Consider the following 24,309-nt stretch of genomic DNA (forward strand, 5'->3'; position numbering starts at 1 on the left):
AAATTTAGTAGGTTATTATTCAAAGCCTAATTCTGCCTCAATTGCCTGAATCAGAATGTGGATAACTTTGATATGAATTTCTTGTATTCTGTCGGAATGTGCTGCTCGTGGGGCGCAGACTGCAATGTCTGCCAGTCGTGACAGTTCATTCTCTCCTTTTGAAGTCAGCGCTATCACTTTCATTCCATTGTTGTGTGCTTGTACGGCAGCTTTCAGTATGTTCTCGGAATGTCCGCTTGTGCTGATGGCCAATAATACATCTCCCTTACATCCCATAGCTTCTACATAGCGGGAGAAGATCTCGTTGAACGAAAAATCATTTCCCACACAGGTCATGTAAGCCGGGTCATTGATTGCAATTGCCGGTAGCGGGATGCGGTTGTTGCGGTAACGTCCGGTTAGTTCTTCTGCAAAGTGGGTGGCGTCACATAAAGAACCTCCATTACCACAGCTGATAATCTTATTTCCGGCTTTTAATGCTTCGGCGCAGGTAGAGGCTGCCTGTGAAATAACCCCGACTGTTGTTGTTTCCTTAAGAAAGCTCTCCAACGTTTGCCGAGCCTCTTCCAGTGTTGTTTCAATAAGCTCTTTCATAATAGTTAATCGGTTAAGTTAGCGGCTACAGAAAGAGCTGCATAATCTCCTATCTGCTCTCCCAAAGCGGCTGGTTTCACTTTACATACTCTGTTTGCACAGGATAATGCCTCCTGGTCGATTATCTTTTGCATGATGGGTTCCATCATATTTTTATTCCGGGTATAGATGCCACCTATCACAATGACTTCCGGATTCAAGATATCGATCACCATGGATAATCCTTTTCCCAGATAAATGGCAGACGTCTCATATATGCTTTGGGCTAATTTATCACCTTTGGCAGCTTCTTCAGCCACTTTTCGGGCAGTAAGCTGATCTAGTTCCTGTAAGGTACACCATTCAACTTTCTGTCCGGTCTGCAATTTCTCCATCACATACATTTTGGAGAGTTGAGCAATACCTCCACCGCTGGCAAATCCCTCAAAAGAGCCCTTTTTACCGTAACCTACCGGACCGAAATCCGACAGGCGGATGTGTCCCAGTTCTCCAGCATTGTCATTGGTGCCCGTATACAGTTTGCCATTTAATATTAATCCAGCTCCCAGTCCCGTACCGAATGTGAGAAAGACCATATTCTTAGTTCCTTTTCCTGCCCCGAACTTCCATTCGGCCAAAGCACAGGCATTGGCATCATTGTGTAGACTGGTTTTAATGCCCGTCTTTTTTTCCACCATTGCCACAATGGGGATGTTGTCCCATCCCGGTAGGTTAGGGGGAGACATCACGATGCCTGTTTCACTGTTGAGAGGACCTCCGCAACAGATTCCAATCGCTTTTGTGTTAGTAGGGGTTAGCTGGTGGAGGTTCATCATCTTTTCGGTTTCACAGAGAATTCTGGCTATTGTTTCGTCGACTGTGGTCGTATCAAATTTCTTTTTGTCGATGATATGTAGCTCGTCGTTTTCTTTGATACCGTAGATGATGGCGCATTTGGTGCCTCCTACGTCAATTCCTAACAAGTTCTCTTTCATAACTATTATTTTTTAGCGTATAATCCGGTTTTTTGTAACAGCCGCTTGTATTCTTTCAAGTTGAAAGGTGCCTTGCCGTATAGGTAATGATTCATGAATTTCTGATTACCGATCTGGTATTGGATCAGATAGATTCCTTGACCGCTTTCTTCCGGTAGTGAGGCTATTCTGACCTTTTGATTGGCTGGAATACGGAAAGTGCTCTCATAGATTTTACGTCCTGAGGATGCATCTGTTACCGTTACATTACCACTTTGTACGTTGCGTGTGTCATTCGTTCCTATCAGTGGGTAATTTCCGCCTTCTGCATCATTGATTAGTACACAAACATCCTGTTGAACATTCTTGATGAAATAATATGCCATCTTCTTTGAATTGTAGTAGTCAACAATCGCATCAGAGATCACTGGCCATCCATCCCGCAGGTTCCACCAGATAATACCAGTCTTGTCGTCAAACTTCTTTCCACGCCACATTTCTATGAAATATTTCATAGCTTCTGCCTGTACGGATTGAGAAGCGAATATAAAATCATCCAGTTTGGAGGGAACTTCACCAAAAAGTAAACGTACCTGATTAATCATAAGATTATTGCGATCGAATGTCTTTCCCCATTCTGGGAATCTACGAACAGATTTGGTAACCCATTCATCATTCCATTCATGATTTTTTGTCCAGGGATATACGGCATCTTTCGTCATCATTTTCTGGAGACTTTCTAAATTAGGGCAGCCGTGATAGCCGATTTCACTGACAAAGCAGCAGGTAGCATCCGTATAGAATTTGTCTTTGTAATATCCTCTGGGACCCCATAAATGGTTTTCTGGTAAATATTGGTCAGCACTTCCTCTTTCATATACCGCTTGGCTGTAGTAAGGAGAGCTGGGAAGATAAGGGCGAGTAGGGTCAAACTCATAAATAACTGCTGGAAGGACCTTGCGGCTAACTACATCCTGATTTGGATTAATATTAAATGGTTGCAAAGACCAGCGCAGTGCACAATCGTCTTCATTATTTCCTGACCATAAAACGAGTGATGGATGATTACGTAACTTGCATACAACAGAAATGGCCTCTTCTTCCAATGCTTGTGTAAATGAGCTGCGTTGAGGATAGAAAGTGCATCCCATCGTAAAATCCTGCCATACCATAATGCCGTTTTCATCGCATAAATCAAAGAAATGATGATCTTCATACACGTTGCCACCCCAACAACGTATCATATTGCAGTTTAATTCTACAGCCATGCGGATAGATTCGTCTACGAAAGAATGATCCCGGCTATGGAGTGCATCCATGGGTACCCAATTGGTTCCGTGAATAAAAATAGGTTCTCCATTGACTATGAAACAGAATTTACCCGGATGATCCGGTGGGAGGTTGATGTCTGTAATGTCTAGTTGAATCGTGCGGAGGCCTACCCGTTTATTATCTGTTGATAAAATAGTGCCGTCAGAATCTACTAACTCTACTTTTGCATCATATAAAGCCGGTTCTCCATATCCTCTTGGCCACCATAAATCAGCATTCTTGATTTCCATTATATATCGGAATGCTGGGGAAACGACAACAGAGCTTCCTTTATATATTTCTTTCCCATGGCGACTTAATGTATATACGGCTTTCACTTTGTCGAACTTTTCGAAAGGTAGTTTTACTTGTACATCAGTATACAAACGTACATTTCTGGTAGCAGTGTCTACATTGGCGACCATATAGTGAACATCTGTGAGACGTGCCGGATTCAATAAGCGTAATTCTACATCTCTCCACAAACCTGCACTGACTAATCGTGGCAGAATGTCCCATCCATAGGTGTGCGGAGCTTTTCTGATGAATACGGATTCTTCAGACGGGAAGTTTCCAATACTGAATGTCCCTAACAGATGTTTTTGTCCTTCAATAACAGATGAACGGAGTATCACTTGGAGTTGATTGCTTTCTCCTGCTTTTATTTCTTTAGTTACATCAAAAGCATGTTCAATCATCATATTTTCTGCTTTGCCAATGTGCTTTCCATTCAGCCATATATCGGCCAGACAGTCTATTCCGGCAAAGAAGAGTTGATATTGTTGTCCTGGTTTTAGTTGTGGCGCTACGAATGATTTGGAATAACACCATTGATAGCCTTCCCATTTGCGTAATTCATTTACATTACTGCCAATCATCGGATCTTTAATTAAGCTGGCAGCCATTAGGTCTAGTTCTACATTACCGGGGACTTGGGCTGATAGATGTTTCACTTCAGCTAGTTGTATGTCCTTGGGCGAAGTTATAGGTTCTTCAGGTTGCATCCAATAAGAGAGTTCCCATGTTCCATTTAAGGAGATGGAACTACCGGAATCGGCAAAAACACCACTTGTACAAGTGAGAAATATCAAAAATAGCAGTGTACTGATTTTATTCATTGTTAATAGATTTGATTGATGGTGTGACAAAGTAACTAGTGTTATATTTTTATAGTATTACATAACGGTCTCATTTTTGCTTCTTTATATCTCTATTAAACCTCCTTTCTTTTTTTTCAATTAAAATGTGAGTTGATGTTTTCCTGAACTTAAATCTATCTTTTTACCATTATATTCTACTGTTGCATTCGTATTGACTGGGATCGTGACTTTGAGAATCACTTGTTCTCCTTTACGTTCCCATTCAGAACGAATGATTCCGTTTACAGATTTATATTCTGCTTTTACCCAGTCAAGACCTTTTACGAAATGAGGTTGGATAAGAATATGTTTGAATCCGGGTTTCTGTTCATCATAATTAATGCCTGCCAATATATTGTACATCCATGCATTAATGTCTCCAAGAAACATGTGATTTACGGAGGCATCTCTAAATTCAGGTGAAAGTATCCATGTTTCTGCTAGTGTAGTGAAACCTTGTTTTATCCAATTGCCCCAAGATGGAGCTTCTTCTTGTGCGGCCATCTGATATGCCAAGTCAGCATATCCATATTTGGAAAGCATCCGCAGGACTGTTTTACTGCCTAAAACTCCAAAATCGAGCAGGTTTTTATTGGCTTTTATCATCGTAGAAAGATTATTTGCAACCTGCTGTTCGTATTCTTTAGGAACGATTCCAAGGTATAAGGCAACTCCTTGTGCTGCTTGCGAACCATTGGCATAAATAGCTTTGGATGTGTCGAAGTATTTGTGATTGATAAGCAATTTCAATTCTTCTGCTTTCTTAGCATAACTACTACCATCTTTTCCAATGAGTTCTGCAAATTTAGCCATATACAGATTGTCTAAATAATAATAGCAGGTAGTGGTGAATTCTGTAGGGGTTTGTGTTTTATGGAATACCCAGTCACCAATTCCGTAAGTTACGGTTCCTTCCGCGTCCTCGCGTCCTGCGAGGTAGGCAAGGTATTTGGTACATACAGGCCATAGTTTTTCGATGCTTCTTGTATCTCCATAGTAGTGGTAAATTGCCATTGGCACGATAAACATGGCAGCATCCCATACAGGACCTATCCAGTCATCATAGCCCCATCCGGAACTAGGAATGATTCCCGATATACGTCCTTCTTCATTTTGATTATCAATCATATCATCCAGCCATTTTTCATAGAAAGTAATACCATCGAAGTTTAATAATCCTAAATCCATTGTTATGTGTGCATCGGCAGTCCATCCATTTTTCTCTCGTTGGGGACAGTCAGTCGGAATACTCATCAGATTTGATAAGTATGATTGATTAGCAGCTTTCCATATTTTATTTAATAGTTCATTTGAACAACTGAATTTACCAACAGGAGGAACAGCCGTATGTATGAATTGAGCGGTTAAGCTCTCTTTTGTAAGTTTTACAGGACGATCTGAACGCACTTCTACATATTGAAATCCATGATATGTAAAATCTGGAGTGAATGTACCTTGTTTTCCGTCCAATATATAAGTGTCTGTTTGAAAAGCGAGGCCAGGTAATGGTTTGTAGTAAATATCTAAGTTGCGCATTTCCAAGCGTCCGTTATCTTTTAGCAATTCGCCGTGTTGCATACTGACTTTAGTGCCTTTCTTGCCATTGATAGAAAGAGTACAGACCCCTGACATATTAACTCCAAAATCGTATACATAGGCTGTATCACCAAAAGAACGCATATTGATTGGAGTGATAAATTGTTCCGTTTCAATAGCAGGCATGCTTTGTGATATTAGTAGGGGAGAAGGGGCAGCCACCTGAATTGCATTTGTCCATCTAGAGTCATCAAAACCCGGTTTGTCCCATCCAGCAATTGCAAGACATGCATCATAGGTATCACCACTATAAATATTGTTTTGTATATAAGGACCAGTACTCGTTTTCCAAGTAGAATCTGAATGGATGGTTTGCTTTTCTCCATTTTTATATAATATCTCCATTTCGCAGATCATTCTTGGGCGGTTACGCCAGCGGGCTTGCTCATAGCTCCATGTTGCTACAGGGGCCGATTCGTTGTAGAATCCGTTCCCAAGTATTGCAGATAGTACGTTCTCTCCTTTGAGCAGTTGTGAAGTGACGTCGTATGTGTTATACAGATTTCTTTTATCATAATGAGTAAAACCCGGATTGAGATGTGATGATGTTATTGATTTACCATTTAATGTCATTTTATAATATGCAGCGGCACTTACATATAATCTTGCTTGTTGTATATCATCTTGAGCGATAAACGACTTGCGCAACATGGGCGCTGGCGTATAATCTTTATCATGATTATCAGTAATCCATACTCCTGTCCAGTCACTTTGGTTGAGTAGAGCTGTTTCAAAACTGGATATAGGAGAGATAATCTGATGTTCCTTTGTTTTATCCCATGCTATTACTTGCCAGTAATAACGAGTTCTGGATTTCAATTTTTCTGATCCTTGATAGGTCGCATGAGGAGTGTCAGAGTAAATAGTGTCAGATTGCCAGCTATTATCGGATGAGTTTCTCAAATCTTGTTCCCGGGTGGCGATATATAGCTGATAGCTGTCTTGAGAAAACTCTGTTGCATCTTCATTATTGGTTGTGTAATTCCAAGTAAAACGCGGTGCTGGTGAATCAATACCAATCGGAGAAATTTGATATTCACATCGCATATTTTCAATATCAATGTTGTTACTGCTACATGCCCATACTAGAAGTCCTAATAGAGCCAGCATGTATTTTTCATTTTTAATTTGGAACTTCATAATTCTGTATCTTTATGTTAATAATTGGGGAGCTATTTTCTTTATTATTACATCTGTTAATTTGATATCATTATTTATTTTCACTAAACCGGTTAAGCAGTTGGAGAAAAAATATAAAATCACGACTAGGGTAATGAACATGGCAGGACAAGTGTTTCTACTTCTCTCTTTTCGGTCGAATTTTCCAAGCGATATTTGATATCGCCAAGTAGAATCCTTACGGCATTCTTACCGATCTCTTCTATCGGCATTCTTGCGATGTTCATATTAGGTGCTAAGACACGGAATGCTGATACTCCATGAATACAAGCCAATTCATATCCTTTATTTATATTGATTCCTTTTTCATGAAAGTAACGGAATGCTTCCAGAGCCAAAATATGTGTTGTGAAGAAGAACCCATCTACATCAGGTACTTTGCTGAATATTTGATCAAGAGTCTTGAAAACATTCTTCTCATAATCAACAAAGGTCACCTCTCCATATAGATCAGGATCAACGGATAGGTTGGCTTCAATTAAAGCTCTGGCATACCCTTCTCTTCTCATATTCATTGTGCGGAGATGAGGATTCGTGGTAATAATAGCTATTTTAGATGATCCGTTATCGATCATTTTCTTTACTAACTCGTAGCTACTGCCTTCATTGTCAATAATGATGTAGTTTGTCTGCATCTCAGGAAAGTAGCGGTCAAATAAGACTAATGGATAGCCTTCTTTGACTAGATTCTGTATTTCAATTTTAGAAACTTTTGTGGGGGCTACTATGATTCCATCCACCTGTTTCGCTTTGAATAACCGGATCATTCTGTTTTCTCTTTCTATTTCAGATTCAGAGCTACAAATCATTAGTGAATAGCCTTGTGCTTCCGCTTCCATTTCTATAGAGCGGGCAACTTTGGAGTAAAAAGAGTCTGTAATATCCGGTATGATTAATCCGATTGTGCCCGATATACCCGTATTTAGGCTTCTGGCTAATAAATTAGGCTGGTAATTCAACTGTTTGGCGCATTGAAAGACTTTTTCTTGTGTAGCGAGACTAATGCCTTTTTCATCCCCCTTACCAGAAAGTACCCAAGAGACTGTTGTCTTGGATAATTTTAAGGTTTCTGCTATGTCTTTAAGGGATGTTTTCATAAACAGTATCTATTTAATCGGTTAAGTGATGACAAATATATGAAAAAATATCTCATTATATAATAGTTAAATAATATTTAACTAAATATTGTTTTTTGATATAATAATTTGCAATTTAAAAATAACCTAGAAATAAGGTGTAAACCAAAGAAAGTAACTATATTTGTATCATTCAAACGAAAGATATATGAAAGTAAAGAAAATTAGTGCGGCTAACGTGGAGGCTTGTTCGCTTCCTAAACTGTTCGATGAAGAAAAAATAGATTTTCAGCCGATCCAGTGTGTCAATTGGGCTGAATATCCTTACAAACCAAAAGTAAATTTTCGAATTGCTCACACACAGAACTCGATTTTGCTACATTTTAAAGTGAAAGAGGAGAGTGTACGTGCCAAGTATGGAGAAGATAACGGTTCTGTATGGACTGACTCCTGCGTGGAATTCTTTTCCATACCTGCAGGCGACGGGATCTATTATAATATAGAATGCAATTGCATCGGAACAATCTTGGTGGGTGCCGGTCCTGTCCGTAACAACCGGGAACATGCACCGAAAGAAGTGACTGCTCACGTACAACGCTGGTCTAGTTTGGGTAATCAGCCTTTTGCTGAACGCATCGGTGAAACGGACTGGGAAGTGGCTCTTATTATTCCGTATTCTGTGTTCTTTAAGCACCAGATTGATTCGCTCGACGGAAAGGAGATAAAAGCTAATTTCTATAAGTGTGGCGATGAGTTGCAGACCCCTCATTTCCTTTCATGGAATCCGATACAGATTGAACAGCCGGATTTCCACCGCCCCGATTTCTTCGGAACATTGGGGTTTGAATAATGAATTGAATCTCTGAATTTGAAGATAAAAAAAGAAGGTTGATACTTGAAAAAGTATCAACCTTCTTTATATGAAGTCACTTTGTTTATTTCACAATCCCTCTTTCCGAGTTCTTCACGAAATTTACAATATTCTCGATCTCTTCACTCATAGGAACCTGGTCGATAATCTTCTGCACGGCATCCTGAACACTGAAATTACCCTGATAAATCAAACGGTATGCATTAGCGATGTGACGAAGGATTCTTTCCGATGTATTGTGATGTTGAGAAAGAACTACGGCGTTTACACCATGATATGCTACCGGATTTCCTGACATGATAACGTACGGAGGTACATCTTTAGATATACGGCATCCGCTTTGTATCAACGTCCAACGCCCTATGTGACAATATTGATGTAAGGTAACGTTTCCACTTAAGATAGCGCAATCATCCAGTGTACATTCTCCTGCAATAGTAGTGCCAATGCCTACCACACAGTTATTGTTAATCTGTACGTCATGGCAAAGATGTACTTTGTCCATCAGGTAGTTTCCATTTCCGATTTTGGTAGCATTGCCGGCAAATGTAGCGCGGCTGATTACTACATTTTCACGAATATCGTTATTGTCTCCGATAATCAGGTTGCTTTCTTCTCCTGTGTAGTGGAAATCTTGTGGTTCCGCTCCGAGGACAGCATTCTGATGTACCTTGTTCCCTTTTCCCATTTTAGTACCTTGCAAGATACTAGCGTAAGACATGATGACGCAGTCATCCCCGATCTCTACATTCTTTTCAATGTAGGCAAAAGGCAGAACAGTTACATTCTTACCTAATTTTGCTTCGGGATCTACGTAAGCTAACGGACTAATCATAATAGTATATGTTTAAAGTTATTCTTCTCTTCCACCACCCAATGCCTGGTAAAGGCTTACTACGGCCTGCATCTGATCGAAGCAATCGGAAACCTGAGAGATTTGTGCGCTCAGGTAAGACTGCTGTGCAGACAATACTTCCAAGTAGGTTGAGGTCCCTAAGTTAAACAATTCTTTTGTATCTTCCGAAGCTTTTTTTGCAGATTCTACTTGCATTTGACGAGATTCTACCTTTTCACTAGTCTTTTGGTATAAACTTAGCGCATTGCTGACTTCACTACCGGCGTTTAAAAGTGCTTGCTGGAAGGAAAGTTTAGCTTGTTCTTCCTGCGCTTTAGCAGCTTTCAGCCGGGCTATGTTCTGCCCCCGGTAGAATAGAGGCTGCGTAAGTGAACCAATGGCAGAAGCCAACAACTTACCTGGATTTATAATCGCACTTCCGGCGCTGTTTGTCCATCCCGCAGAGCCGCTGAGCGTGATTTGCGGATAGAATGAAGCACGTGCCGAATTTGTATTGTAATAGCAACTTGCCAGTGACATTTCGGCTGCTTTCACGTCCGGGCGGTTGGATAGCAATTGAATAGGTATACCAGCGGAAAGTTCCGTCGGAAGTACTTGTGCTTCCAATACACCACGTTTGATGGTATGGGGAGCTTCTCCGAGGAAAGTGGACAGGGCATTTTCTGTCTCACGGATACTTTGTTCAATGTCCGGAATAGTGGCAAGTACTTGAGCATAGGCAGCCTTGCTCTGTTCTACGCCTGCCGAATTGATATTGTACATAGCAGAGTTTTTCATTGCTTCCATTGTCTCGGCATTCTTTTTCAGAATTTCAGCCGTGGCTTTGGTTATTTCCAATTGGCGGTCCAACATCATTAATGTATAATACATATTGGCGATGTTAGAGACAACCTGTGTTTGTACTGCCTGGCGGTAAGCTTTCATTTGCTTCAGTGTAACTTGCGCATTTCGTTTCGAATTTAGCAACTGACCGAATAAATCGACTTGCCAGCTAGCTGTGACAGGTAATGAATAAGTTTTTGTGGCTGCATTCTTGTCAAAGCTGCTGATTGTGCCTTGCGGAGACAATCCTAATGACGGGGCATAAGCCAGGCGTGCCGACATGAGGGACGCTTCTGCTGCTTTCACATTTTGAGCGGCGGACAAGAGGTCCGTATTTTGTTTCAGTCCCGTTTCGATGAGAGACTGGAGTTGCGGGTCGGTGAAGACTTCTCTCCACGGCAGATTACCGAAGTTGGCTGTATCCGAAACCAGTGTATCATTATCCGCTACCGGATCGCGATATAGGCCGGAAGTAGTGATGTCTTCGGGTCTGTCATACGACTTATAGATGTGGCAGCTGCTCAAAAGAGCAGTTGCGCACAACATATATAGAATCTGTTTCTTCATATCGAATTTCATTATTTAGCGTATTGTTCAATCTCTGTTACGGCATCTGTATTGTCGATATCTTCCCATTCCATCGGTTTAACCTTCTCTTGTAAGTACTGGAAGACTACAAACAGTGCAGGAACGATAAAAATCTGGCAAATCATACCGATTAACATACCACCGATAGAAGCTGTACCCAGTGTACGGTTACCGTGAGCACCTACACCGAAGGCAAACATCAACGGAAGCAAACCGACTACCATAGCCAATGATGTCATCAAAATCGGGCGGAGACGGGCACCGGCACCCAATACGGCTGCCCAGGTGATGCTCATACCCATTTTACGACGGTCGAGGGCGAACTCTACAATCAGGATGGCGTTCTTCGCCAACAGACCCATCAACATGATTAACGCAATCTGCATATAGATATTGTTGGACATCGTACCAAGAATCATCTTCAGCATCGAGATATTACCGATAGCACTAACTCCGTTCACAAACAGGAAGCTGCCTAACAGACCGAACGGAATGGACAGCAACACGGCCAACGGAAGTATGTAACTTTCGTACTGTGCACTCAGCAACAGGTAAACGAATACGAAACAGAGGATGAAAATCAATCCGGTAGCACTACCACTGCTCTGCGCTTCTTCACGTGCCATACCACCCAGTTCGTAAGTGTAACCGGTCGGAAGGTTCTGGCTGGCTACTTCCGCCAATGCAGCCAATGCCTGGCCTGATGTATAACCACTGGCAGGAGCTACCATCACTTTCATGGAAGTGTAGAGGTTGAAACGGCTGATGATATCCGGACCATATACCTTATCGATAGTGATGAATTGAGAGATAGGAGCCATTTCACCAGCATTGTTACGAACCTTGATATTCTTCAAAGATTCCAGGTTCTTGCGTGATAACGGGTCCGACTGAATCATTACACGGTACATCTTACCGAAACGGTTGAAGTTGGATGCATACAGACCACCGTAATATCCCTGCATGGTAGTAAGGATGTCACTCGGGCTGATGCCTGCTTTCTTACAAGCTGCCGCATCGATATCAATCATATATTGCGGGAAATTCGGGTTGAATGTTGTCTTTGCCGAATTAATTTCCGGACGTGCCTCCAGTGCTGCCGTATAATCATTAACCACATCGAAGAATTTGTTCAGATCACCACCGGTCTTATCCTGCATATTCACTTCAATATCCGTAGATGCCGAGTAACCCGGGATCATAGGAGGAGCGAAGAACAATACCTGTGCTTCTTTGATAATCTTCTGTGCACGCATATATAAGGAGCCGACTACAACGTCTGAATTCTGTATCATGGAACGTTCGTCCCAGTCTTTCAGTTTGATAATGAAAGAACCATAGGAAGGTCCCTGACCACCGATAAAGCTGAATCCGGAAATCATAGTACGTGACGATACCGCAGGATCGGAAGCGATCAGACTGTCTACACGTGCCAAAATCTCTTCAGAACGGTCTTGAGAAGTACCTGGAGGTAATGTTACTGCTCCCATCAGTGTTCCGGTATCTTCATTAGGTACCATACCTGTCGGGGTGGTGTTCATGAAGAATACAAGTATCGCAATGGAAGCGACAACTAATCCCATAGACAACCATTTCTTCTGGATAAAGAACAGTACTCGTTTCTTATAACGTTTCAGGATTGATTCGTATGTATCGTTGAATCTGTTTTTAAACTTCTTCGTACTCATTCCAATCAGTGCCAGAATACTAAGCACTACGAAAATAGCAGTAACTATCGGATTGATACTGAACAAACCAAAGATCATGCCGAGAATGGCAATAAGCGTGAAAGTAAGTGTAATTCCCGGATGCAACATCTTTCCGATAGCTTCGGTATATCTGTTGATCATAGTTGTATGGGCTGCCGTATAGGCTACTTTCATACGTTCTTTCAATGTGGAGTCTTCCGTTGTTCCATCTTCTTTTTTGTGAGGTTTCAGAAGAACGGCGCACAAAGCCGGACTCAAAGTCAATGCGTTCAATGCAGACAGACCGATAGCGATAGCCATAGTCATACCGAACTGACGATAGAATGTTCCTGCTGTACCTCCCATGAAACTTACCGGAACGAATACGGCCATCATGACCAGCGTAATAGATACGATAGCGCCACCCAATTCATTCATGGCATCGATAGAAGCCAGACGGGCAGATGTATAACCTTGGTCAAGCTTGGCATGCACACCCTCGACGACCACGATCGCATCGTCGACCACAATCGCAATAGCAAGCACGAGCGCACATAACGTCAACAAGTTCAAACTGAATCCTACCAGGGACAGGATGAAGAAAGTACCGATCAGAGCTACCGGAATGGCGATAGTCGGAATCAATGTCGAACGTAAATCCTGCAAGAAGATATACACTACGATAAACACCAGGATAAATGCTTCGATCAACGTCTTCAATACTTCATGGATAGAAGCGAAGAGGAAGTCGTTGGCATTCATGGAGATGTTCAGCTTCAATCCGGTAGGTAACGTTTTTGATGCTTCATCCAACAATGCCTCAATATCACTGATGGTCTGTGTCGCATTGGTTCCTGCCATCTGGTATACGATACAAGTCACAGACTTATGCCCGTCTACCCGGTTGGTAAAGTTATATCCCAAGCGGTCCAGCTGAATTTCTGCTATATCTTTCAGACGGAGTACTTCACCGTCAGGAAGAGATTTGATAACGATATTTTCAAACTCTTCAGGCTGTTGCAAGCGTCCTTTATAGCGGATAGTATATTGGAAAGTTTGGTTACTTCGTTCACCGAACTGTCCTGGAGCTGCTTCGACATTTTGTTCTGCCAGAGCAGTGGAAACATCACTAGGTACGAGCTTGTATTGTGCCATGACGTCCGGTCGTAACCAGATACGCATAGAATAATCCTGACCCAAAACGTTAGCATCACCTACACCTTGAACACGTTGTACTTGTGGGATTAGGTTGATTTTAGCATAGTTTTCAATAAATGATTCGCTATATGTATCTGTCTCGTCATATAGAGAGAATACTACCAGCATGGAAGTCTGGCGTTTTTGAGTGGTTACACCGACTTTAGTTACTTCGGCAGGCAACAGACCTTGTGCCATAGAGACACGGTTTTGTACATTGACAGCGGCCATGTCCGGGTCTGTTCCTTGTTTAAAATATATGGATATCTCACCGGAACCTGTGTTTGACGCAGTTGAGGTCATATACATCATGTTTTCTACCCCGTTGATCTGTTCCTCCAATGGAGCAATCACGGAATTCAATACGGTCGATGCACTGGCTCCCGTATAGGTGGCTCTTACCGAAACGGTAGGAGGCGCGATGTCCGGATACTGCGTGATAGGCAGTGTCGCCAATCCGATAGCCCCCAGGATGACTATCAGGATAGAAATAACGGTTGATAGTACCGGACGGTTAATAAATCTATCTAATTTCATATGATTATCTGATTATTAGTTGAAGGCTGTGGCTAAATTACCGTCGCGTTGGTCTTTCAAATGTTGTTGATAGTTTGCTTCTTTCTGCGCCGGTGTGATAGGTTGAACCTTCTGGCCGTCTTTCAGGTTTTGTACTCCTTCGATTACGATTTTATCTCCTGAATTCAAACCGGAAGTAACCAAGTACTCTTTCCCGTTATCCAGATTGAAGATTTTGATTTCTGTATATTTCACAGTGTTGTCCGGTTGCAGAACATAAACGAACTTCTTATCCTGGATTTCTACTGTTGCAGACTGCGGTATAGTGATTACATTCTCCATGGTATAAGGAATCAGAGCGTTTGCCGTACCTCCACTACGCAATACATGTTCCTTATTCGGGAAGATAGCACGAATGCTTACCGAACCGGTAGATTGGTCGATAACGCCTGTGATAGCGTCTACTTTTCCGTCTACATCGTATGTGGAACCATCGATTAATTGCAGCTTGATAGTTGGTATCTTGCTGATTTCTTCTTTGATAGTACTACCGGACTTGGTCATTGCCAGCAATTCTTTTTCTGTCATTGAGAAGTATACATATACTTCATCAATCTCGGAAACAGTAGTCATCGGCGTAGCAATAGAAGGGCTCACCAATGCTCCTACACGATAAGGGATATTGTTGATAACACCATCTGACGGGCTTTTAACCTGTGTGAATGACAAGTTCTGTTGGGCAGTGGTTAGTTGCGCTTTTGCCTGTGCCAACTGTGCTTTGGTCTGTGCCAGGGAGTTTTCTGCCATAGCCAGGTCATAGTCACTGATAATTTGTTTCTTGTTCAACTCTTTCTTATTGTCATACGTCATTTGTTGAGTGCTCACTGCTGCCTCGGCCGTAGCAACAGCAGCTTTAGCTGTGCGTACAGCTGCCTCGTATTGAGTCGGGTCAACAATGAACAGTACTTGTCCTTTACGTACAGCTGCTCCTTCGTCTACACACAGTTTCGTAATGAAGCCCGATACTTGGGGGCGGATTTCTACATCCTGTTTACCTTTAATGGTGGCTGGATAAGCTGTCGTTAGATTTGCTGTTGACTTTTGTAACTCTTGTACTGCATATTCAGGAACTTTTCCTGTTCCGTTGTCCTTATTGCCACAGCTCGACAAAAGGGCTACGCAAAATGCAAATAAAACAATTCTACTTTTCATACTTATAAATATCTGTTTTTTAATTTAATGCGTTTGTTGCCAGTGTGCTGTTCGTCCATATAGATTAAGGGGGTTAAGGAAGAAAAAGCCGGAAACTAATTGTGGCAAATTAGTTTCCGGCTGCAAAAGTACTTTAAATTCGGTATTCTTGTTCTCTGATACCGTGTTTTTTAACTATGTTTTTTACTTTATTTTATGATATACAGGAGTCATAATAAAACTTAACTCATAATCTTGGTAAGGAAGACGGTATTTTTCCAGTGGTATAGCCCCCCAACTGTTCACACAAGCAAGCCCCGCTTGTGCCTTATCGATACAGAAATTGGTGAAGTCTGCCTTTTTTACTTCCGGTGAGTGACGTTGATCTTTACCGTCACCGTCATCCAATGACTCGATGGTATAATTCAGGGCGGAAGCAGAGAAAGGAGCATCTGATATGAATTGCAATCCGTTACCACTGATGTTCAGAAGTCTCCACCAGCGGATATCCGTTTTGGTCCCGGTTTCCTGTGGGCGGATGTAAGGATAGAATTGTTCTTCTACCGTCTGGCGGTATTTGCCTAACATGGCTCCGTGGTTACGGTCAGCATAGTTCTCTCCCGGGCCACGGCCGTAGTACTCTACCTCGTTGAAGTTGACAGGCATACGCATTTGCATACCGAAGCGGAACATTTCAGAAACCTTCTTACTCTTGTCTGCCACCATCTTTTGAGTAACCTTCACTGCACCTTTATTATTAATAGTATAAGTCAGTGACAATGTTCCACCTATCGATTTCATGTCATATTCTGCACGAACCACTGCCTGATCGTTTTCAATAGCATGTTTCAGAGAGGTCAGTTTCAGTTCCGGATTCTTCCAAGCAGCGTATTTATGTTGCAGTCCGGCTCCGAAATCATTGTCGGTCGGTGCACGCCAGAAGTTAGGAGTCAGTGCGCTGCCGTCTTCCATCATTTGCATGCCGTTGACGTCGTAGCGACAAAGGTAACCATTGTGCTTATTGAAGTCCATAGAGAAGTTTTCACCTTTCACAATCAGGTAATTGCGGTCGTTGTCCAAAATACTGGGCACGATAACCGGAATGTTGGAAGCCTGTTGATTTTCCAGTTTCAGTTCCGGTGCTTTGTAGTCGCGGATGCTTAACTGGTCGTAAGCGATAGTCGTTCCTGCCGGCAGCAACGTTTCGGCGGCTTTCAGTTTATAGCTCACATTCAGCAACAATTCCTTGCAAGGGCAGATATTCTTCACGTCAAACGGAATTTGCACTTTCACAGTTTGCTGGGGTGCAACTTTCAGGTCGGACACGATGCCTGTTTGCACTACTTCCCCGTTTGCCAGTAACTGCCATTCCATATAATATGCAGAGAGGCCGCGGAAGAAATATTCGTTGAAGATATTGATCTCACCTTTGGCAAGATCTGCAGGAGTAGTCCATATATCTTGATAGAAATAAGCCACTTCATAAGCATGCGGGTTAGGCACGCGGTCAGGGCTGATTAAACCGTTGTTGTTGAAGTTATTATCCGAAGCGTCGTATTTGTTGAAGTCGCCGCCATAGCCGTAGATGCTTACTCCGTCTTTGTTTTTCCAGTGGCAGGCCTGGTCTACGAAGTCCCAGATAAATCCGCCTTGATATTTCGGATATTTGCGGATGATGTCCCAGTATTCTTTGAATCCTCCCTGTGAATTACCCATAGCGTGTGCGTATTCACATTGGATTAACGGCTTTTGGATATTGCCTTCGCTATATTTGATACATGCGTCGTAGTCATAGTACATCGGGCAGAAAATATCGGTGAATTCGCTGGTTCCTGCTTGTTCGTACTGTACGGCACGTGTCTTGTCTTCATTCTTAATCCAAGTGTAGCATTTCTCAAAGTTTGGTCCCATGCCGGCTTCATTACCCAATGACCAGAAGATGATGGACGGATGGTTGTAACCGCGTTGTACGTTGCGTTGGTTGCGTTCCATGTGAGCTTTGGCGTAACTTGGGTTCTTTGCTAGTGTCTGGTCGCCGTAGCCCATTCCGTGAGATTCTACGTTTGCCTCGGCTACTACATACAGACCGTATTGGTCGCACAGGTCATACCAACGGTTGTCGTCCGGATAATGGCAGGTACGCACGGCGTTGATATTGAGTTCTTTCATCACTTTGATATCCTGCAACATACGTTCGGTAGAAACCACATAACCGCCGTCCGGGTCCATTTCGTGACGGTCGGCTCCTTTGAAGAGTACCGGTTGTCCGTTGACGAGTATCTGTCCGCCTTTCAGCTCAATCTTGCGGAATCCTACTTTGACGGGGATTACTTCTACTACGTTGTTGCCGTTTTTCAGTGTAGCGGTCAGCGTGTAGAGATTAGGCGTTTCGGCAGTCCATTTAGCCGGGTTGGAGATGGATAGGGTAGTGTTTAATTTGCCAGAGCCTTTCAGGTCGGCAGTTGCTACACTGTTACCTTGCATATCTGTCAAGTCCAAAGCTACTGTGCCGCTTCCTTTCAGGTCAACGGCTATGTTCAGCGTACCGTCTTTATATTGGCTGTCCAAATCTGGAGTGAGGCGAATATCCTGGATATATTTCTTGTCGCGTGCGTAAAGATAACAGTCACGTCCTACACCGGAGTAGCGGAAGAAGTCCTGATCTTCCAGATAACTACCGTCGCACCAGCGGAATACCTGGAAAGCAATCACGTTTTTACCCGGTTTCAGGTAGTTGGTCAGGTTGAACTCGGCTTCCAGTTTGCTGTCCTCGCTATATCCTACGTAACGTCCGTTCACCCAAAGGTACATGTTGGAAGTTACCGAGCCGAAATGTGCAAAAATCTCTTTGCCTTTCCAGTCAGCAGGAAGGATGATTTCTTTCCGGTAAGAGCCTACATGATTGTTTTCTGTCGGTACTTGCGGGGGATTGTTTTTGAATTGGCTTCTCCAGGCATATCCTACGTTGACATAGATAGGATCACCGTAACCGTTCAACTCCCAAACGCCAGGCACCTGAAGGTCATCCCAACCTTTGTCGTTGAAATTAGTTTGATAAAAGTCGGTCGGTCGTGCATCTGCATGTTTTACCCAGTTGAATTTCCACGGACCGTTCAGGGTCATGAAATTCGTTGAATTTTCTTTAATGCCGGCTTTAGCTTCATCAGCCGATGCGTAAGCAAAGTAATTAGTGTGCATAGCAGAGCGGTTTACGGAATTCACTTCCGGGTCTTTCCACTCATTGAAGCTTTGTGCTTGAATTGCTGTCAGTCCCAATGCAGCCAAGCAGCAAGAGAGTAGTTGTTTCTTCATGGGTTTTTGTATTAGGTTTGAATTTCGGGAGTCAAAGATAGGGAATAATTTGATTAATAAAGGAGAATAATAAGTCTAATAGGTATGTCAATAGTTCAATTTTAATTTATTTATGAACTATTCAATGGAGTCTGGTAATGGTATGTGGAGTTGGCATAGATTTACGGTGAAAGAAGAACTTGGTAAATTAACTTTTTGAGTATCACCTCTCGAGTATGGTAAAGTCAAGAAGAAACGATGAATAGGCTGTATTTTTCTAGCGTGACATCCTGATACTATGAGTAATACAGCTAATTTTAATGCTTTTTATTTCTTATTTTGTACTATTTTGTCCCTTTTTAGTATGATAATTGTATCTTAAAAACTATTACAATCACTTAATTTGTGGCGAGTGTTTTTAACAAACCTATTTCAAATTCTTAAATTTATTATTATGAACAAACTGACGAGACTAAAAAGATGCAAGAGGTGCATCAGTACGTTAATGCTTATGTGTTGTTCGCTCTTGGCATGGGCGCAAAATACAGTAACGGGAACTGTATTGGATGAATCTAACTTAGAGGTGATTGGTGCCAATGTAAAGGAAAAAGGCACGGCCAACGGTGCTATTACTGACATGAATGGTGTTTTCCATTTAAAAGTAAGCAATCTTCAAAAAGCTGTTCTGCAAATTTCGTTCATGGGATATGAACCTCAAGAAGTGCCATTAAATGGACGCAAACAACTGAAAATTATTTTAAAAGAAACGGCCAATGAACTTCAGGAAGTTACAGTTGTGGCCTATGGTACACAAAAGAAAGAAACTCTGACAGGAGCTATTTCTGCTGTAAACAATGAAGCGTTGATACGTTCGCCGAATGCAAGTGTGGCCAATTCCCTGGCGGGTCAGATTACAGGACTCTCATCCGTCCAGACTAGCGGTCAGCCGGGACAGGAAGACCCTAAGGTGTTTATTCGCGGAGTGGGGTCCTTGACAGAAAGTGCTTCCTCTCCTTTGATTTTGGTGGATGGTATAGAACGTTCGTTTTATCAAATGGACCCGAATGAAATAGAGAGCGTGACGGTTCTGAAAGACGCTTCTGCTACTGCCGTGTTCGGTGTGCGTGGTGCAAATGGCGTAATTTTGGTGACTACACGTCGTGGTAAGGAAGGCAAAGCGAAAATTTCCGTAAATTCTTCAGTTGGTATCCAGATGCCCACCCGTATGCTTGAAATGGCAGACAGCTATACGTATGCTACTTTAAGAAACGAGATTATAACAAATGACAAACCAAATGCTACCGAGAACGATTTGGTGTTCAATAATTATGCAGTTGAACGGTTCAGATTGAATGATGAGCCTATTATGTACCCCAGTATCGACTGGAGAAAGTATCTGCTTAATAAAACATCTATGCAGACACAGCATAACCTGAATATTTCCGGAGGAACAAAGGATATACGTTACTTCATATCTTTAGGTTTCTTATATCAGAATGGTCTGTTGAAACAGTTTGAAGGAGTGGGGTATGATAATAATTATAAATACAAAAGATACAATTATCGTGCGAATTTAGACTTTAATGTAACTAAGACTACCACGCTGAAGATTGGTATCGGCGGGATTGTAGGTAACCGGAATGAGCCGATGATTAATGATGCGACTAATTCGATCTGGACACTGATTAATCAGACAACTCCGTTCAGTAGTCCGGGTGTAATTGACGGACAACTCATAGTTACCCCCGAGGAACGTTTTGATAATAAAATAAATCTGGGCAACAGTGCTTTGCCTAAATGTTATGGAACGGGTTACTCAACTGCTATTAATAATACGATGAATCTGGACCTTCTGTTAAATCAGAAGTTGGACTTCATAACCAAAGGATTGTCGGCGGAAATAAAAGGTGCTTATAATACGAGTTATGGTTTTACCAAAAAGCGTAAAGGGCAAGTGGAACAATTTATGCCTTTCTATCAATCTTCTTTGGAAGATCCGTCACTTGGTTATGATTCGCCAGATTTCAACAAGAATATTGTTTATAAGATCAAAGGAGAAAATAAGAGCTTGCAATATGAGGAAACTTCCTCGCGGGCACGAGACTGGTATCTGGAAGCAAGCTTGAGATATAATCGTAAGTTTGGTTTTCATAATGTCGGGGGATTGTTCTTGTACAATCAGAGTAAGAAATACTATCCCGCTCAATGGGTGGGAGTACCGTCTGCTTACATCGGTTTTGTAGGCCGTCTGACGTATGATTACAAATCTCGCTATATGGCAGAAGTTAACTTCGGTTATAATGGTTCTGAGAATTTTGCTCCGGGTAAGAGATTCGGTGCGTTTCCTGCCGGTTCCATCGGTTATATCCTGTCGGAAGAGGCCTTCATGAAAAAACAGAAGGTGGTTGATTATCTGAAATTCCGTGCTTCTGTCGGCTTGGTCGGAAATGACAATCTTGGAAATAACCGCTTCTTATTCCTGCCGGATTCTTATGATGTGAATCTGAGCGGAGTAGACGGGTGGAATAACAATAAGTATGGATTCAACTTTGGTTATAACAGTAAGGCGTTAATTCTGGGTGCATTGGAGAAGCGTCTGGGCAATCCGAACGTGACTTGGGAAACTGCGCTGAAACAGAACTATGGATTGGACGTTCATTTCTTGAAGAGCCGTCTGAAAATCTCTTTGGACTATTTCCTCGAAGAACGTAAGGATATTCTCATCAATCGTAAGACAGTACCTTTATTAACGGGGTTGACTTCATCAATTCTACCTGCTGTAAATATGGGTAAAGTGAAAAACCGTGGATATGAGGTAGAAGTGAGGTGGAATGACAAGATCGGGCAGGTTCAGTATAATGTTCAGGCAAACGTTTCCTATTCAAAGAATAAGATTATTTTCCAAGACGAAGTTGAGCCTAATGAACCTTATATGTGGCGGACAGGAAATCCGGTCGGGACACTCTTCGGGTATGTGGCGGACGGTTTCTATACAGAAGCGGACTTCGGAGAGAACGGCAAACTGGTGGCAGGTCTGCCCGATCCGGGTGTGTCCGTGAAGCCGGGTGATGTGAAATACCGGGATTTGAACGGTGATGAGGAAATTACTTCCGACGACCAGACTATCATTGGAAACCCGACTCGTCCGGCTTATACATTCGGATTGAATTATGGTATCAATTACAAAGGCTTTTTCCTGACGATGAACTGGACTGGTGCTGCACAACGCTCTTTGTTGCTGGACGGAGCTTTCAGAGAACCTTTTGGTAATGGTAAAATCCGTGGTTTGATGCAGTTCCATGCAGATACGCGCTGGACACCGGAAACGGCTAATACAGCTACTACACCGCGGTTTACAGAGACAAATGCAGTCTATAATATGCGTTCCTCCTCTTTGTGGGTGCGAGACGGTTCTTATTTGAAGCTGAAGAATGTGACAATAGGATATAACTTCACAGATAAGAAGATGTTGAAGAAACTGGGTATCCAGCAGTTAGGTATAAAACTGACAGGCTATAATCTGCTGACTTTTGATAAGTTTGACATCATGGACCCTGAATGTAATCCGAATAATGCGGATTCTTACCCTATCATTAAAATATATAATTTAGGTATTAATCTAACCTTTTAATAGTGCTGACAATGAAAAACTATAAAAAATATATAGGCTGTCTTTCTCTCTCTGTATTGACACTGATAGGGTGCGAAGACCTTAAATTTGGAGAGAAATTTCTGGATAAGCCGATAAGTAACGAACAGAATATCGATTCTGTTTTTAACAAAAAGGTATATGCTGAGCAGGCACTGGCGGAAACTTATCATTCCCTGCCGGATTATCTGCCGATGCAAGGACGTCTGGGATATGGCGTTCTGGAAATGCTAACCGATCTGGGTGACTGGACGAAAAAGGGAGCGCCTAAATTCTATACAGGAACAGTGGACGGAACAAATACATATCTGGAACATCTTCCATATCGGTTGGATGTCGCCAGTGCTACGATAGGAGTAGGGCCGGTTTATGGTATTCGAAGAGCCTACATTTACATTGAGAATGTGGATAGAGTGCCGGATATGACTGCGGATGAGAAAGCGATAGGAAAAGCGGAAGCGCAAGTAATCATTGCCTATCATTATTCTCAAATGCTCCGTTATTATGGTGGTATGCCGTGGATAGACCATGCATATACGGCAGAAGATGCGATGAAATTTCCTCGTATGACAGTGGAAGAAACCGTACAGAAGATTGTTGGATTACTGGATGCGGCAGCCTCTGTACTGCCTTGGCAGGTGAATGCAGATAATGACGGACGAATGACGGCTGCTTCTGCTTTAGCGTTAAAGTCCAGGGTGCTTCAGTTTGTGGCGAGTCCTTTATTTAATGCTGATAAACCCTATATGGAAGGAGATGCTTCGTCTCAATTCCTTACTTGGTATGGCAACTATTCACCAGACAGGTGGCAGAAGGCGTTGGATGCCGGATTAGAATTTATGCGGGCTAATAAAAAGAACTCGGACGCTTATCAACTGGTGAATACAGGTAATCCCCGCGATGATTTTGCAGCAGGATATTTCAATCGCCATAACGGTGAAGTTTTGATTTCTTCCAGAAGATTCACCACTTATGCTACGGGAAAGCTTCCGTTTGCCCAGGTGCGTTATGGAGTTGCTTCTCCTACATTGACTTATGTCGATATGTTTCAGATGAAAGACGGAACAGAATTCGACTGGAACAATCCGGACCATAATAAATTCCCTTTCTTTGATAAGGACGGAAACCCCAGAAGAGACATCCGCTTATATGAAACGGTTGCTGTGAATGGAGATAAGTTTAAGGGCGCCCAGAAAGTGCAGATTTACGAAGGAGCCACCCAGGCACCTTATAAAGACGGACGAATGAGTTACAATGGGGTTGCCATGAGAAAATTCATACGAAACTTCAATGACGAAGTGAATGGCAAATTTTATTCTTGTCCGTTGATCCGCCTTCCGGAGGTTTATCTGAATATGGCCGAAGCGATGAACGAATTGAATAAGGCGGAAGTTCGTGATGAGTTTGGTAATACGGCTTATGATTATCTGAATAAAACCAGACTGCGTGCAGGTATGCCTGCGATTTCAGCAACAGATGTTCCGGCTGGTAAACCTTTGCGTGAAGCGATATTACGCGAAAGAGCCATTGAATTCGGCTATGAAGAAGTACGCTATTTCGATCTGGTACGTTGGAAACGCGCAGATATATTTACCGGACAATTGTCACGTCTGATTATTAAAAAAGCGGCCGGTGAGCCAAGCGGCTTTTCTTATGCTGTATCTCATGCAATGGCGGAAACGCGTCAGTATGCAAAACCTGAAAAGTGGAACGACAAGTATTTCCTGTTGCCTCTGCCTATAGATGAGATAAACAAGAAATATGGATTGATTCAGAATCCGGGTTGGTAATA

General features: G+C 42.4%; 13 protein-coding genes. 3 read left to right on the forward strand and 10 right to left on the reverse strand.

All coding sequences use genetic code 11. From position 1 onward, the window contains the following. Positions 1-15: 15 nt before the first annotated feature. From ACT8YW_RS02610 to ACT8YW_RS02630, 5 genes are all read right to left on the reverse strand, one after another. Positions 16-594, reverse strand: a complete 579-nt coding sequence (locus ACT8YW_RS02610) for an SIS domain-containing protein (protein ID WP_444103888.1) — start codon at positions 592-594, stop codon at positions 16-18. A 5-nt stretch (positions 595-599) separates the two neighbouring features. After that, positions 600-1,568: an ROK family protein gene (locus ACT8YW_RS02615; RefSeq protein WP_321019572.1), complete on the reverse strand. Its 969-nt coding sequence runs from the start codon at positions 1,566-1,568 to the stop codon at positions 600-602. A 5-nt stretch (positions 1,569-1,573) separates the two neighbouring features. Next, positions 1,574-3,976 (reverse strand): glycoside hydrolase family 2 protein, encoded by a 2,403-nt coding sequence (locus ACT8YW_RS02620; protein ID WP_444103889.1) that lies wholly within the window; start codon positions 3,974-3,976, stop codon positions 1,574-1,576. 120 nt (positions 3,977-4,096) lie between these two features. After that, positions 4,097-6,733 (reverse strand): family 78 glycoside hydrolase catalytic domain, encoded by a 2,637-nt coding sequence (locus ACT8YW_RS02625; RefSeq protein WP_444103890.1) that lies wholly within the window; start codon positions 6,731-6,733, stop codon positions 4,097-4,099. Between the two features lie 125 nt (positions 6,734-6,858). Continuing rightward, a complete protein-coding gene (locus ACT8YW_RS02630) occupies positions 6,859-7,869 on the reverse strand; it encodes a LacI family DNA-binding transcriptional regulator (RefSeq protein ID WP_444103891.1) in 1,011 nt (336 codons plus the stop codon). A 187-nt stretch (positions 7,870-8,056) separates the two neighbouring features. On the opposite strand from ACT8YW_RS02630, the gene ACT8YW_RS02635 reads away from it, so the two are divergent. Then, positions 8,057-8,698, forward strand: coding sequence for a carbohydrate-binding family 9-like protein (locus ACT8YW_RS02635; protein ID WP_444103892.1), 642 nt, complete (start codon positions 8,057-8,059; stop codon positions 8,696-8,698). Positions 8,699-8,783: 85 nt separating this feature from the next. On the opposite strand, the gene lpxA is transcribed toward ACT8YW_RS02635, so the two are convergent. The 5 genes from lpxA to ACT8YW_RS02660 all read right to left on the reverse strand — a co-directional run bounded on the left by lpxA (position 8,784) and on the right by ACT8YW_RS02660 (position 18,889). Beyond that, complete coding sequence (lpxA, locus tag ACT8YW_RS02640) at positions 8,784-9,554, reverse strand: acyl-ACP--UDP-N-acetylglucosamine O-acyltransferase (protein WP_444103893.1); 771 nt, start codon at positions 9,552-9,554, stop codon at positions 8,784-8,786. Positions 9,555-9,572: 18 nt separating this feature from the next. Next, the gene (locus ACT8YW_RS02645; RefSeq protein ID WP_444103894.1) at positions 9,573-10,964 is read right to left on the reverse strand and encodes an efflux transporter outer membrane subunit; all 1,392 of its coding nucleotides are present in this window, start codon (positions 10,962-10,964) and stop codon (positions 9,573-9,575) included. Positions 10,965-10,975: 11 nt separating this feature from the next. Beyond that, positions 10,976-14,407, reverse strand: coding sequence for an efflux RND transporter permease subunit (locus ACT8YW_RS02650; protein WP_444103895.1), 3,432 nt, complete (start codon positions 14,405-14,407; stop codon positions 10,976-10,978). A gap of 15 nt (positions 14,408-14,422) precedes the next feature. Continuing rightward, positions 14,423-15,598 carry an efflux RND transporter periplasmic adaptor subunit gene (locus tag ACT8YW_RS02655; protein WP_444103896.1) on the reverse strand — a complete coding sequence of 392 codons (1,176 nt, stop codon included), beginning with the start codon at positions 15,596-15,598 and terminating at the stop codon, positions 14,423-14,425. Between the two features lie 183 nt (positions 15,599-15,781). Then, the gene (locus ACT8YW_RS02660) at positions 15,782-18,889 is read right to left on the reverse strand and encodes a glycoside hydrolase family 2 TIM barrel-domain containing protein (RefSeq protein WP_444103897.1); all 3,108 of its coding nucleotides are present in this window, start codon (positions 18,887-18,889) and stop codon (positions 15,782-15,784) included. Positions 18,890-19,373: 484 nt separating this feature from the next. Here ACT8YW_RS02660 and ACT8YW_RS02665 point away from each other — a divergent pair, with 484 nt between their 5' ends. Next, positions 19,374-22,499, forward strand: a complete 3,126-nt coding sequence (locus ACT8YW_RS02665; RefSeq protein ID WP_004298342.1) for a SusC/RagA family TonB-linked outer membrane protein — start codon at positions 19,374-19,376, stop codon at positions 22,497-22,499. A gap of 11 nt (positions 22,500-22,510) precedes the next feature. Beyond that, a complete protein-coding gene (locus ACT8YW_RS02670) occupies positions 22,511-24,307 on the forward strand; it encodes a RagB/SusD family nutrient uptake outer membrane protein (protein ID WP_270604134.1) in 1,797 nt (598 codons plus the stop codon). The last annotated feature ends 2 nt before the right edge of the window (positions 24,308-24,309 follow it).

Source organism: Bacteroides sp. (genome assembly GCF_052357945.1).
Classification (GTDB): Bacteria; Bacteroidota; Bacteroidia; order Bacteroidales; family Bacteroidaceae; genus Bacteroides.